General features: G+C 69.1%; 8 protein-coding genes. 2 read left to right on the top strand and 6 right to left on the bottom strand.

Translation table 11 applies throughout. The features are described from left to right. The first annotated feature begins 1 nt into the window (after position 1). The gene (gene rimI, locus E1B00_RS10785) at positions 2–478 is read left to right on the top strand and encodes a ribosomal protein S18-alanine N-acetyltransferase (protein ID WP_139448582.1); all 477 of its coding nucleotides are present in this window, start codon (positions 2–4) and stop codon (positions 476–478) included. Positions 479–567: 89 nt separating this feature from the next. Here the strand turns inward: rimI and E1B00_RS10780 are convergent, their stop codons facing one another. Both E1B00_RS10780 and pepQ read right to left on the bottom strand, forming a co-directional pair. Further along, positions 568–3,393 carry a valine--tRNA ligase gene (locus E1B00_RS10780; protein ID WP_139448581.1) on the bottom strand — a complete coding sequence of 942 codons (2,826 nt, stop codon included), beginning with the start codon at positions 3,391–3,393 and terminating at the stop codon, positions 568–570. 593 nt (positions 3,394–3,986) lie between these two features. Next, a complete protein-coding gene (gene pepQ, locus E1B00_RS10775) occupies positions 3,987–5,306 on the bottom strand; it encodes a Xaa-Pro dipeptidase (RefSeq protein WP_139448579.1) in 1,320 nt (439 codons plus the stop codon). 66 nt (positions 5,307–5,372) lie between these two features. Between pepQ and E1B00_RS10770 the strand changes: the two genes are divergently transcribed. Then, positions 5,373–8,066 carry a bifunctional diguanylate cyclase/phosphodiesterase gene (locus E1B00_RS10770; RefSeq protein ID WP_246048670.1) on the top strand — a complete coding sequence of 898 codons (2,694 nt, stop codon included), beginning with the start codon at positions 5,373–5,375 and terminating at the stop codon, positions 8,064–8,066. Positions 8,067–8,130: 64 nt separating this feature from the next. Here the strand turns inward: E1B00_RS10770 and E1B00_RS10765 are convergent, their stop codons facing one another. The 4 genes from E1B00_RS10765 to E1B00_RS10750 all read right to left on the bottom strand — a co-directional run bounded on the left by E1B00_RS10765 (position 8,131) and on the right by E1B00_RS10750 (position 13,948). Next, the gene (locus tag E1B00_RS10765; protein WP_139448577.1) at positions 8,131–9,228 is read right to left on the bottom strand and encodes an FAD:protein FMN transferase; all 1,098 of its coding nucleotides are present in this window, start codon (positions 9,226–9,228) and stop codon (positions 8,131–8,133) included. After that, positions 9,203–9,550 (bottom strand): PilZ domain-containing protein, encoded by a 348-nt coding sequence (locus E1B00_RS10760; protein WP_139448575.1) that lies wholly within the window; start codon positions 9,548–9,550, stop codon positions 9,203–9,205. The genes E1B00_RS10765 and E1B00_RS10760 overlap by 26 nt, the downstream gene beginning before the upstream one ends. Beyond that, complete coding sequence (locus E1B00_RS10755; RefSeq protein WP_176693206.1) at positions 9,547–12,027, bottom strand: DUF1631 domain-containing protein; 2,481 nt, start codon at positions 12,025–12,027, stop codon at positions 9,547–9,549. The genes E1B00_RS10760 and E1B00_RS10755 overlap by 4 nt, the downstream gene beginning before the upstream one ends. Positions 12,028–12,130: 103 nt before the next feature. Continuing rightward, positions 12,131–13,948 (bottom strand): TonB-dependent receptor domain-containing protein, encoded by a 1,818-nt coding sequence (locus E1B00_RS10750; protein WP_139448571.1) that lies wholly within the window; start codon positions 13,946–13,948, stop codon positions 12,131–12,133. Positions 13,949–14,097: the final 149 nt, after the last annotated feature.

The following is a 14,097-nucleotide window of genomic DNA, read 5'->3' as shown; positions in this document are numbered from 1 at the left end:
CATGAACGCCCGGCCTTCCGACGCCACGCAGCTGCGGCCGATGCGCCAGGCCGACATCGAGCTCGTGTCGGAGATCGAAAAGCGCGCCTATCCCTTCCCGTGGACACCCGGCATCTTCCGCGACTGCCTGCGCGCCGGGCATCAGTGCTGGGTGCTGGAGGCGGGCAGCAAAGTGCTGGGTTACGGCGTACTCAGCGCCGCCGCGGGTGAAGCGCACATCCTCAACATCTGCATCGCGCCCGAATACCAGGGCCGCGGGCACGGCCGCCGGCTGCTGCGGCGCATGCTCGACCTGGCGCGCTGGCACCAGGCGCTGCAGGTGTTCCTGGAGGTGCGGCCGTCGAACCCCAAGGCCATCCAGCTCTATCGCGACGAAGGTTTCAACGAGATCGGCCACCGGCCGAACTACTATCCCGCCGAGAAGGGGCGGGAGGATGCGATCGTGATGGCGATCGAGCTGTTGCCGCCGGAAAGATAGGAAGTAGAGAGGAGGAAGTAGGAAGTAGAGGAAGCAGGGCGCGGTGGCTCCACGCTCTCTCTACTTCCTATTCACTACTTTCTCCACTCCTAGCCGAGCTTGCCGCGCTGCGCCTGCAGCGCCGCCTGCTGCGCGGTCCAGTCCGCCAGGCGCGCACGCTCCTGCTCCACCACGGCGGCCGGCGCGTTCTGCACGAAGGTTTCGCTGGAGAGCTTGCCCTGGCATTTGCCGATTTCGCCGGCGATGCGCTTGAGCTCCTTGTCCAGGCGCGACTTCTCGGCGGCGAGGTCGATCAGGCCCTCGAGCGGGATCAGCAGCTTCAGGCTGCCGAGCACGGCGGCGGCGGAGGCCGGGGCGTCGCCGGCGATCCACTCGATCGAATCCAGGCGCGCCAGGAACTTCAGCGCCGCGTCGTAACGCTGCGCGCGCTCCCGGTCGCTGGCGTCGCCGTCCTGCAGGCGCAGCGGCACGGCCTTGGCGGGCGAGATGCTCATCTGGCTGCGGATCGAGCGCAGGGCGGTGACGGCCGACTTCAGCCACTCGATGTCGTCGGCCGCCTGGGCCGATTCGAACGAGGCGTCTGCTTCCGGCCAGGGCTGGGTGCTGATGCTGTCGCCGGCGATGCCGAGCTGCGGCGCCACCGCATGCCAGATCTCTTCGGTGACGAAAGGGATCAGCGGATGCAGGGCGCGCAGCAGGTTTTCCAGCACGTAGAGCAGCGTGTGGCGGGTGCTGTCGGCGGTGGCCTTGTCGTCGCCGGTCAAGGCCGGCTTCGCGAGTTCGAGGAACCAGTCGCAGAACTCGTTCCAGGCGAATTCATACAGCGCCTGCGAGGCCAGGTCGAAACGGTAGTCGGCGTAACCGGCCTCGACCTCGCGCAGCGTGTGCTGCAGGCGGTCGAGGATCCAGCGCTCGGCGTCCGTCTTGGGCTGCGGCTTGCCGGAGGCGGTGAAGCCCTCGCAGTTCATCAGCGCGAAACGCGCGGCGTTCCACAGCTTGTTGCAGAAGTTCTTGTAGCCCTCGCAGCGCTGCAGGTCGAACTTGATGTCGCGGCCGTGGGTGGCGAGCGAGGCGAAGGTGAAACGCAGCGCGTCGGCGCCGAAGGCCGGGATGCCGTCGGGGAACTCCTTGCGCGTGGCCTTCTCGATCTTGGGCGCGTCGGTCGGCTTCATCAGGCCGGCGGTGCGCTTGGCGACCAGCGCGTCGGCGCTGATGCCATCAATAAGATCGATGGGGTCGAGTACGTTGCCCTTGGACTTGGACATCTTCTGCCCGTCCTTGTCGCGCACCAGGCCGGTGATGTAGACGTCCTTGAACGGCACCTCGCCCGTGAAATGGTCGGTCATCATGATCATCCGGGCGACCCAGAAGAAGATGATGTCGAAGCCGGTCACCAGCACCGAGGTCGGCAGGCGCTTGGCGAAGTCGTACTTCGCCATGTCGCCGGCGTCGGGCCAGCCGAGGGTACTGTGGGACCAAAGCGCCGACGAGAACCAGGTTTCGAGGACGTCACTGTCGCGCGTCAGGGACGTCCCGGCATCAAGGCTGTTCGCCTTGCGAACTTCTTCCTCGCTGCGCCCCACATAGATCTTGCCACCGGCGTCGTACCACGCCGGAATGCGATGCCCCCACCACAGCTGCCGGCTGATGCACCAGTCCTGGATGTTGCCCATCCAGTGCCGGTAGGTGTTGATCCAGTTCTCCGGCACGAAGCGCACGGAACCGTTCTCGACCAGTTCGAGACCGCGTGCCGCGAGTTTTTCCATGCGCACGAACCACTGGTCGGTGAGGTAGGGCTCGATCACCTGGCCGGTGCGGTCGCCGCGCGGCACCTGCAGCTTGTGCTTCTTCTCTTCGACCAGCAGGCCGGCGGCCTCCAGGTCGGCGAGCACCACCTTGCGGGCGGCGTAACGGTCGAGGCCGCGGTACTTCTCCGGCGCGTTGCCGTTGATTGCCGCCTCGGGCGTCAGGATGTTGATCATCGGCAGGCCGTGGCGCTGGCCGACCGCGTAGTCGTTGAAGTCGTGCGCGGGCGTGACCTTCACCACGCCGGTACCGAAGGCGCGGTCGACGTAGTCGTCGGCGATGATCGGGATCTCGCGCTCGCTCAGCGGCAGCCGCACCGACTTGCCGATCAGCGCGGCGTAACGGGCGTCTTCCGGATGCACCATCGCCGCGGTGTCGCCCAGCATGGTTTCCGGGCGGGTGGTGGCGACCACGAGGTAGTCGCGGGTCTCGCGCAGGGTCTCGTTGCCGTCCGCGTCGTGTTCGACGTGTTCATAGCTCGCGCCGCCCGCCAGCGGGTAGCGGATCGACCACAGCTTGCCGTCCTCTTCCTCGCTGACCACTTCCAGGTCGGAAATCGCGGTCTTGAGCACCGGGTCCCAGTTGACCAGGCGCTGGCCGCGGTAGATCAGGCCTTCCTCGTGCAGGCGCACGAAGGTTTCGACCACGGCCTGGCTCAGGCCCTCGTCCATGGTGAAGCGCTCGCGGCTCCAGTCACCCGATGCGCCCATGCGGCGCATCTGGCGGGTGATGGTGTCGCCCGATTCCTGCTTCCACGCCCAGACCTTTTCGATGAACTTGTCGCGGCCCAGCGAATCTCGGGTCTCGCCCTGGCCGGCGATGGCGAGGTTGCGCGAGACGACCATTTCGGTCGCGATGCCGGCGTGGTCGGTGCCGACCTGCCAGAGGGTGTCGTAGCCCTTCATGCGGTGGTAGCGCACCAGCGCATCCATCAGGGTGTGCTGGAACGCGTGGCCCATGTGCAGGGTGCCGGTGACGTTCGGCGGGGGCAGCATGATGGTGTAGGGCTGGCCCTTGCCGCTGGGCTTGAAGCAGCCGCTGTTCTCCCAGTGGGCATACCACTTGGTTTCGAAGGTCTGGGGTTCGAAGCTCTTTTCCATGGGGCTCAATGGGTTGCGCCCGACGTCGGGTCGGGCTGGCGGAGGCGCGGGAGGCCGAAATCCTACCAAATCAGGGCTTTGCGTGCCTGCTACGGTGTGGTGCCGGGCCCGTCCTTGGCGATAGGCCGCCGTACGTGAGGTCTCTCCGGGGACGCCGTGAATCCATCCATGGAGGCTCTTCGAAAACGTCCATGTTTTCGAAGCCCCGGAGAGACCTCACGCACGACGGCCTGCGGACCACCCGGGCCGGGGTATCGAATCTGAGAGGCCGCTTCGGCGACCCATCCGGCATTTCTGCCTTGACCTGCGGCTCGCCCGCGTCTGCCCCTGAAGCCATATCCGTCCAGGCAGCGAGCGTCCGTGCCTTCTGGGGGCACGCGCTCATCCCATCGGCTTGCCTCGACGATTCGTGGCGACGACGTAGACAAGAGGGGGTGCCTGAAGTGGAGGGCAGGATGCCCGCAACGGCCGCGAGTGAGTTGGTCAGGATGACGCTTACGCCCGAGCGGGCAGGCACCCCCTCTTGTCTGCGGCGGCGCACGCCAGATCACCCGAACACGAGCAAGGGACCTACTTGGCCCCGAAGGGCCAAGCGCATTCGGTCAGGGTAGGGAAGCGAAGGCGTCGCGGGTGAGGTTTTCGGGGGCGGCGTCGGTGCAGTGGACTTCGTCTTCGATGCGCACGCCGCCGTAGGGCAGCAGGGCGTCGACCTTGTCCCAGTTCACGGCCTTGGCCTGCGGCGTGGCCTTGAGTTTCGAGAGCAGGGTCGGGATGAAGTAGAGGCCGGGTTCGATCGTCACCACCATGCCGGGGGCGAGCGTGCGGGTCATGCGCAGGTAGGGGTGGCCGTCCGGGCGCGGGATCAGCTGGCCGTTTTCGTCGCTGAAGCCGGCGACGTCGTGCACCTGCAGGCCGATCGGGTGGCCCAGGCCGTGCGGGAAGAAGGTCGAGGTCACGCCCTGCGCGAGCATGTCGCCCGGATCCATGTCGACGATGCCCAGGTTGCGCAGCACGCCGCCCAGGCGCAGGTGGCATTCCAGGTGCAGGTCGCGGTAGTCGGTGCCGGCGCGGACCCTGGCGCACAGCGCCTGCTGTTCGTCGTCCACCGCGGCCACCAGCTCGGCAAAGCCGCTGTCGCCGTTACTCCAGGTGCGCGTGATGTCCGAGGCGTAGCCGTCCACTTCGGCGCCGGCGTCGATCAGCAGGGTGCGATGCCGGTCCGGCGCGGCGGCGTCCTTGTACTGGTAGTGCAGCACGGCGGCGTGCGCGTTGAGGCAGACGATGTTGGTGTAGGGCAGGTCCAGGTCGGTATGGCCGGTGGCGGCGAGATAGGCCGCGTGCACCTGCATCTCCGAGGCGCCGGCCTGGAAGGCGGCGTGCGCAGCCAGATGGCCCGGGACAGCGCGGCGCTGCGCGGCGCGCATGCGGTCGAGCTCGTAGCCGGTCTTGAAGGCACGGTGGAAGTGCAGGAAGTCGATCACCGCCTTCGGGTTGTTGGGTTCGAAACCGGGCAGCGCAGCGTCGGTTTCGCCGAGGATCGCCGCCTTGCCGGAGGCGGGTAGGTGCTTCACCGCTTCGGCCGGGTCGCTGATCACGCGGATGTCGAACTCGTCCACCCAGACGCCTTCCGGCGCGCTCGGCGGCACGTGCCAGTAGTCGTCGGGCTGGAAGTACACCAGCACCGGCCGGCGGCCGGGCGTGTAGGCGATCCAGCAGTGCGGGTGGCGGGTCAGGGGCAGCCAGGCCTTGAACTGGGCGTTGGGCTTGAAGGGGTACGGGCGATCGTCGAGGAACTCGTATTTTTCGACGCCGGAGGCGACCAGAAGGTGATCGAAACCGCCCTTTTCGAGAGCCAGGTCCACGCGCGCCTTGATTGTGGACAGGTGCGCGCGATATAGAGTCGGGAGGTCGGAAACGGTCATTGGCGGCATTCCGGAGGGCAGACCCGGATTTTGCCGCAATCGGGGCCATTACGCAGGGAGCGGCAGGTGGACACGGCGCGGAAGGACGGCGGTTTCCTGGGGCAGCCGACCTGGCTCTGGAGCCTGGGGGCGCTGGTCTTGGGCCTGCTGCTCAGCGCGGCGGCCGCCTTCCTGCACCACCAGTCGCTGCAGCGCGCCGAGCACACCCGCCTGGAACGTCTGGCCGAACGCAGCTTCGACGCGGTCGAGAACCAGCTCGAGACCTGCGGCCTGCTGGTGCGTTCGGTGCAGGCCTTGTTCCTGTCGTCCGATGTCGTCACGGCGGTCGAATTCGAGGCCATGTACGCCAACCTGCGCCCGGGCGAGCTGTTCCCCAGCCTGCAGGCGATCGGTTTCGCCGAACGCACCGACCGGCCCGCGATCGGCGCCGAACCCGACGGCCGCGAGCACTACCTCACCGTGCTGGTCGCGCCGCGTTCGGGCAATTCGCGCCTGGTCGGCCTCGACATCGCCACCCAGCCGGAGAACTTGGCGGCGGCGAGGTTCTCCCGCGACGCCGACCGGCCGGTGATGTCGGCCGCCTTCCAGCTGGTGCAGCGCGCCGGAATGCCCGGCCCGAACGACGGCATCACCATCCGGCTGCCGGTGTTCAGCGGCGGCCCGCAGCCGCGCGACCTGGCCGAGCGCCGTGCGCGCGAGCGCGGTTCGCTGGCGGCCTCGTTCCGGGTCAGCCGGCTCATCGAGGACGCGCTGCCGGTGGAGGCCCTGGACCGTTTCGACGTGCGCGTGCTCGACGTCACGGATGGCGGCGACAAGCAGCTGTATTCCGAGAACCCGACGCCGACCGCCGTGCCCGCCGACGCCACCGGGCAGCTGTTCGCGCGCGAACTGTCCTACGGCGGCCGGACCTGGCGCATGGAGGCCAGCGCGGACCGGGACGATTCCGCGGCGGCGTGGCTGCTGCCGGTGCTCACTTTCGGCATCGGTGCGCTGGCCAGCGCGCTGATGGCGACGCTGGCCTGGTCCGTCGCCGGCACGCGCGCCCGTGCCCTTGCCCTGGCCAAGGATCTGTCGGCGCAGTATCGCGAGAGCGAAGAACGTTTCCGCGCGCTCAACGAGCTGCTGCCCGCGCTGGTGATGCTGGCGCGTGCCGAGGACGGCCAGCTCGCCTACGCCAACCAGGCCTGCCGCGATCGCTTCTCGATCGGCGAGGACACGCGCCTGGTGCGCCTGGCCGACCTGGTCGAGGACATGGCCCTGCGCGAGCGCATCGTCGCGATGGCCGACGAGCCGGGCGCGATCTTCAATGAGCCGGTGCGCCTGCGGGCGCCGGGGCAGGCGGCGTTCTGGGCCACGCTGTCGGTGTCGCGCATCGAGCTCGGCGGCCATCCGCACCTGCTGGCCGTCGCCAACGACATCACCGAGCTGCGCGTGCTCAGCGAGGAGCTGAGCTACCAGGCGACCCACGATTCGCTGACCGGCCTGTACAACCGGCGCGAGTTCGAGCGCCGGCTCAACGCCGCCATCGCCGCGCTCGACGCCGGCGGCCCGAGGGGCGCGCTGCTGTACATGGACCTGGACCAGTTCAAACTGATCAACGACACCTCGGGCCACTTTGCCGGCGACCAGCTGCTGGCGCAGCTGGCGGCGCTGTTCGCCGGGATCCTGCCCGCCGATGCCGTGGTGGCGCGGCTGGGCGGCGACGAGTTCGCGATCCTGGTCGAGAACACCGACGAAGCCCGGGCGATGGCGCTGGCCGAGCGCGTGCGGCTGGAGATCGACGGTTACGTGTTCGGCTGGGAGCAGCGCAACTACACCGTCAGCGCCAGCATGGGCGTGGTGATGCTCGACGGCCCCGGCCTGAGCCAGCGCGCGCTGCTGGCGCACGCCGACACCGCCTGCTACATGGCCAAGGAGCGCGGCCGCAACCGCGTGCACCTGTTCTCGGAAGACGATTCGGAGACCACCCAGCGCCGCTCCGAAATGGAGTGGGCCGGGCGCATCCGCGAGGCGATCAACGAGGGCCGCTTCCTGCTGCACTACCAGGAACTGGTGCCGCTCTGGCACGGCGAGCAGGCCGAGGGCGTGCACATGGAGCTGCTGATCCGTTTGCGCGACGAAAACGGCGGCATGGTGTCTCCGGGCGCCTTCATCCCGGCCGCGGAGCGCTTCGGCCTGATGCCGCAGCTCGACCGCTGGGTGGTGGACACGGCCCTGGCCAACTTCAGCCGGCTGCACCCCTCCGGAAAGCCGGTGAAGCTCTGCGCGATCAACCTGTCCGGCCCGACCTTCGAGGACGACAGCTTCGCCGACTTCGTACTGCAGCGGCTCGAGGACTACGGGGTGTCGCCGCAGCGCATCTGCTTCGAAATCACCGAGACCGCGGCGGTGAGCAACATGGCGCGCGCGGTGGAGTTCATGCAGCGGCTGCGCAGCGCCGGCTGCAAGTTCTCGCTCGACGACTTCGGCTCGGGCATGGCCTCGTTCGGCTACCTGAAGAACCTGCCGGTGGACTTCATCAAGATCGACGGCAGTTTCATCCGCAACATCGAGACCGACCCGGTGAGCTATTCGATCGTGCGCGCGGTGACCGACATCGGCCACCAGCTGGGACTGCAGGTCGTGGCCGAATGGGTGGCCGACGACCGCGCCCGCGACCTGCTGCGCGGACTGAGCGTGGACTATGCGCAGGGGTTTGCGATCCACAAGCCTGAGGCGGCGTTGTGCTTCCGGAACCAGGAAACAGTAAACAGGAACTAGAAACTAGTGGGACCGGGTGAGGCGAGCGAAAGCCCACCGCGTCTTACTGGTTTCAAGTTCCTATTCACTGGTTCCTTGCCCCACAGTCCGCGCCCAGGTCCAGTGCGTCGCCCAGCGGCACCGGATCGCGCAGCAGCTGAAGCCGCGCCTTCATCGCGGCGGTCACCAGCATCTCGTTCTCTTCGGTGACCATCAGCGCACAGCCCAGGCCCATGCGCCGGGCGATGCGTTCGAAACCGGCCGGGCCGGCGACGAAGAGCGCGGTGGCGCTGGCATCGGCGACCACCGGGTCGGGATGCAGGACCACCACGGCGGCGGCGCCGCGCGCCGGATAGCCGGTGCGCGGATCCAGGATGTGGCCCCAGCGCGCGCCCGACGGCGACGCGCGGAACTTGTTGTAGTTTCCGGTGCTGAACAGGGCCTCGCCGTCGCCCAGCTCGACGCCGCCCAGCACGCCGCCGAAGGGATCGCGGATCGCGACGGTCCAGGGCCGGCCGTCGCCGTCGCCAAGCGCGACCACGTCGCCGCCGAGGCTGACCAGGGCATGTTCGATGCCGTGCCGGCGCAATGTGTCGAGGATGAGCTCGCCCGCCACGCCCTCGGCCACCGCGCCGAAATCCAGCTGAACGCGCGGGTTGCGGCTGCTCAGGCGGTCGCCGGCGATGCTGACGTCGCCGATGCGCGGTCGCTCCTGTCGCCAGCGGGCCAACGCATCGGCGCGCGGCTGCGGCGTCTGCACCGGGTACTGCGACGTGTGGAAGCCCCAGTCTCGGATCAGGCCGCCGATGGCCGGGTCGAACAGCCCCTCGCTGGCGTCGGACAGGGGTTTGGAGCGCCGCACCAGGTCGATCACCGACGCCGGCGCGTGCGCCGATTCGCCGGCGGCGAAGGCGGCGTTGATGCGGGTCAGTTCCGATGGCTCCCAGGCGTGCCATTCGCTGTGCCGCTGGTTGAGCTGGGCGGAAATCTCGGCGATTGCGGCCTGGGCACGCTCGGGTTCGGCGCCGCGCAGCTCGACCTCGGTGGCCGTGCCGAAGACGTGCAAGGTCTCCAGCCGCGGCTCGGGCCCGCGCGAGCAGGCTGCGGCCAGCAGCAGCACCAGCAGGGCCGGGCGTCGCAACCGGTTGCGCAGCGGCTCAGACGTACTGGCTGCCGGGGGCATCCACCCACTCGCGGATGTAGGCCACGTCCTCGGGCGCGACGTCGATGAAGCGGAAGCCGGTCCAGACCTGGCCCGGTGCGGCGGCTTCGTCCGACCACAGTTCGTGCGCCCCGACCTCGACGCTGCGGCTGCTGCCGCCTTCGTTGGGCAATGCGAACCGCAGCTGGTAAAGCCCGTCGCTGACCAGGGCCTGGCTCAGGATCAGCAGCATGCCGGTTTCGGAAAGGTTGCTGAGCTTGCCGATGGACTGGCCGGTCATCGTGTCGACCACATCGATGGCATTGCCGACCTTGCGGCGCTTGGCGCGACGGTACTCGCTCATCGGCTCGGCGCCTCGGCTGGGGCCTGGCCGGCGAAGGAGCGCAGGGCGCTCATCACCGTGTTCCAGGCGCGGTCGATCAGGGTGCCCTTTTCTTCCTCGACCACCTTCACCTGCCCCTGGACCATGGCCTTGGCCAGGCCCTCGAGCGTGTGCTCGCCGACCTTCTGGCCGCGGTGGTTCACGAACAGCACGTGGCCGGTGACGGTGGAGAACCAGGACAGGCGGCGGCGCACCTTCTCGCCCTGCTGGTTGAGCGAGAACTCGAACCAGGTGCCGAAGGGCAGGTGGCGGATCTGCTCGAGGCGCATCTGTTCCTCCGGCGAGAGCACCGCCTTCTTGGCCTTCTTGCTCTGCTGCAGGTCCTCGCCGAGGCGGGCGCGCGCCTTCAGGCGCATGGTCAGCTCGGTGCGGCTGGCGGCCGAATCGTCGTCGGCGCTGGCCTGCGGCTCGACCAGGCGCTGGGCGATGGCCGCCGCTTCCTCGGCGTGGTAGCCGACCTGGGTGAGCGAGGACTGGATCTCCTGGCGCAGGCCCAGCGCGTCCTCGCTGGAGATGGGCGGGCCGCTGGGCGGCGTCTTGGCGACGGCGATCAGCCGCTCGGCGGTTTCCAGGTGCTGGTTCCAGGCGTCGGAATCCTCGCCGTGCCGCAGCGAGGTCAGCGCCATCACATCGGTCCAGGCCTGGCTGAGCAGGGTGTGGGTGAAACGCGGCAGGTTCTGCTTCTTCAGCATGCCCTCGACCACGGAGGCGGCGCGCTCGCGCGCCAGCGCCAGCTTCTCCTTGCCGCGGGCGGCCTCGACGTGGCGCTTCTCGGCCACTTCGGCCTTGCGCGACACGGTCTGCAGGTGGCCGCTGAGATCTTCCAGCAGGTTGTTGAACAGGCCCAGGTCGCCGTCGAAATCGCGCACGGTGCGGTCGACCACGGCCTGCATCTTGCCGACCAGCTGCTGGTCGGCGTCGTCCTCGCTCAGCCAGTAGGCGCCGGTTTCGGCGATGGTGTTGAGCATCTGCCGGGCCGGGTGCTGCTGGCGGGTGAAGAAGGCCTTGTCCTGCAGCGCCACGCGCAGCAGCGGCACCTGCAGCTTGGCCAGCAGGGTGGACGCCGGGCTGTTGGGCCGCACGTCCTTCATGATGTGGTCGAACAGCATGCCGACCAGGTCGATGGCGTCGCCGTCCTCTTCGGCCAGCGCCGGCGCCTTGTTGTCGGGCGTGGCCTGGCGCAGCTGCGCCAGCAGGTCCTGCTTGAGGTGGGTGATGGTGCGCGGCGTGGGCTTGCCGTTGACCATGACGGTCGGGGTGGTCTTGTGCTGCAGGGCACCGAGCACGCTCTGGACCTGGTCGGTGGTGACCGGATGGCCCGATTCGTTTCCGACGGACTTGCCGCCAACCAGCTTGCCCAACAGCTGACGCCGGCCCGCCAGCAGGTGGCGCATCTGCAGGAAGGCGTCTTCGGCGGCGTTTTCCTGACGCGCCGTCATGCCGGCCATGCCCTGCGGGCTGCCGGAGGCGCCGCCGAAGCTGCCGCCACTGCCCGCCGCTCCGCCGCCACCGCCGCGGGCACCGGTGCCGCGTTGGCCCGAGCCACTGCCGGCTTCGGACGCTGCCGTCGCGCCGCCAGTTCCGCCGGAGCCCGTCCCGCCGCCGGCACCGCCGGAATAGCCACTGCCCGAGCCTGCGCCCAGCCCCATCGATTCGCCCGCTTCTCCGGCGCCACCGGCCGGGTTCGGCCGGGGCTTGCGCTCCGGGGCCGGCGCGGTCGAGGTCGGGCGGGCGCGTACCGGCACGTAGTGCAGGTTCGGCAGCACGCCATTGCGCGACAGGTAGGTGTTCACCGATTCGACGAAGCTGCCGTAGAGCGGCATCAGATGCCGCTCGAAGGTGCGGAACAGCAGCTGCCGGTGTTCGCCGCTCAGTTCCAGGCAGTCCGAGGACTGGCGGATCATCCGGCACAGGGCCTGCGGGCCGATCGGCAGGTTTTCAGAGTCGAAGGCGGGTTTGCCCGCGAGCACGCCGAAGCGCTGCCCGAGCAGGTACAGCGGCAGGCTGTTGCGGACTTCGGCGCGGCCGGCGATCTCCGACAGCACCGTGGTCTCGTCCAGGTCCAGGTTCTCGACCAGGGACAGTTCGCCGCGGTTGATGCGCGGGCCGCCGATGATCGACTTCGGGCCCGGCGGGTCCTTGATGCAGGCCAGTTCGGCCTCGAGCGCGATCAGAAAACGCGGCACGAGGTCCGGCCGCGTGCGCTTGACCAGGCGCTGCGCCTCCAGCCACCGGGTCTGGACCAGGTTGCTGCGCGCCTGTTCGGCGTACTTGAACAGCTGCTGCTCGAATTCGTTGAGCATCGAGACGAGCGTGCGCTCGATCTCGTCGGAGGCGTATTCGAGGATGCCCCCGAGCAGCCCACGCACACGATCAGGCAAAGGCCGCGACGCCAGCGTCGGCGCCGACGCGTGCGGAGGTGTGGCCGATGCGGACATGCGGCGCTCCGTGTGATTCCCCAGCCCGATTTTAGGCACAGGCGCGCCCATCCGCCTAGGGCCGGAGGGCCAGGCCGGGGGTTTCCCGGCCTGGCCGCGGACGTCAGTCTTTGCCGTTCCAGACCAGGCTCAGCAGGCCGCTGCGTCCCGGCGTGTTGTAGCCGTAGACCATCGTGTACTCCCGGTCGGTCAGGTTTTCGATCCGGGCCTCGATCCGCCAGGACGGGTCGAACTGCCAGGCCAGCCGCAGGTGGGCCAGGGCATAGGCCTCAAGGTCCGCGCCGAAGTCGGCCCGGTCCGAGACGTAGTCGCCGTCCAGGCCCAGCTCCAGGCCGTTGCCGAAACGGTAGCCGACGTCGGCATGGGCCTTGCGCTTGGCACGACGCAGCAGCGGGGCGTCGGTGCGTGCATCCACCGCGTCCTGCCAGGCGAGGTTGCCGCCTGCGGTCCAGCCGCCGCGGTCGAAGCGATACTCCAGCTCGACGCCCTCGAGTTCGGCGCGGTTGATGTTGATGGCGTTGTTGGTCCCCGGCGCGGCAAACGCGATCAGGTCGCGGACCCGCGAGCGGTAGGCCGACAGGCCGATGCGATGGCCGTCCGCGGGGCGGAACTCCAGGCCGGTTTCCCAGGTCTGCGAGGATTCGGGGCGCAGGTCGGGATTGCCGGCGAAACCGAAGCCGCCGTCCGGGTAATACAGCTCGTTGAAGTTCGGCGCGCGGAAGCCCTCGCCCCACGACAGCCGGACCTGCAGCGCTTCGCTCAGGTCCCAGCCCCAGGCGGCGTTGCCGGTGGTCGCGCCGCCGTACTGGCTGCTGTCGTCACGGCGCAGCGAGAAGTCCAGCACGTGGTCGCCGAAGCGGCCGCCGTAGCCCGCGAACAGGGCCTTGCTGATGCGCTGCTCGTCGAAGATGCGGCCGTCGAAGATGTTGCTCGAGGCGCCGTCTTCCTGCTGCCAGTTCACGCCCAGGTTCAGGCGGGCATCGGCGCCGACCTGCAGCGTATTGATCCAGTCCAGGCTCGTGCGCCGGCTCTGGAAGGCGTTGCTGAAGCCGCTGACGGTGTCCAGGTCCTCGCGGGCGTGGCCCAGGGTCAGCTGGTGGCTCCAGCGGTCGCCGAGCGCGCCGGCCAGGGTGATGCCGCCGGAGCTGTTTCGGGCCTCGGTGGTGCCCTGGTCGAACTCGACGTCGGCATTCGTGCCGATCGCCTGGAAGGCCAGCACCTGGTTGCCCAGGGTGGTGCGGCCGCGCAGGCTGAGGTTGCGGTTGCGGTAGCCGTCGTCGTCCGGGTCGTAGGAGAACACCGAGTCCGGATTGGTGGCCGAGAAGCCGCGCAGACGCTGGTAGCCGGCGGTGAAGCCGAAGCCCTGGCGTTCATCGCCGAAGCCGGCACCGGCGCTGGCGCCGGCCCGGCCGTAGCTGCCGGCCGTGGCGCGGACCGAGGCGCGGGACGGGTCGCGGGTGAAGATGTGCACCACGCCGCCGATGGCGTCCGAGCCCCACAGCGCCGCGCGCGGACCGCGCACGATCTCGATGCGCTCGATCTGCTCGACCGGCAGGTGCGCGAAGTCGAACACGCCCTGGCCGGTGGAGCCCACGCGGATGCCGTCGATCAGGATCAGGGCGTGGTTGGAATTGCCGCCGCGCAGGAACAGCGCACTGCCGCCGCCGGGGCCGCCGGTGCGGGCGATGTCGATGCCGACCTGGCGGCCGAGCAGGTCGAGCAGGTCCGGGGCCTGGCTGGCCTCGATGTCGGCGCGCTCGAGCACGGTGACCGACGCCAGCGCTTCATCCAGCGGGCGTTCGATGCGGGTGGCGGTGACCTGGACGGTGTCCAGGGTGGTGGCGTCCTCGGCGCGGACGGCCGTGACGAGGGAAAGCGAGATCGCCGCGCACAGCGCGGTGGTGCGAAAAACGGGGTACATGGAACTTCCTCCTGGAACGCTCACCCGCGGGTCGATGGAGCGCGCGGCGGGGAACGCAGGGGAACAACGTCATGGGCGCAACGCGGGAACGTCGGCCGTAACGCCGCCCCGTCGCCCTCCGCAACGTGCCGTGGGGCCGCACGGAAAAC

It is taken from the genome of Arenimonas terrae (genome assembly GCF_006265115.1).
GTDB lineage: Bacteria > Pseudomonadota > Gammaproteobacteria > Xanthomonadales > Xanthomonadaceae > Arenimonas > Arenimonas terrae.
This window is presented reverse-complemented; position numbering and strand designations above follow the sequence as displayed.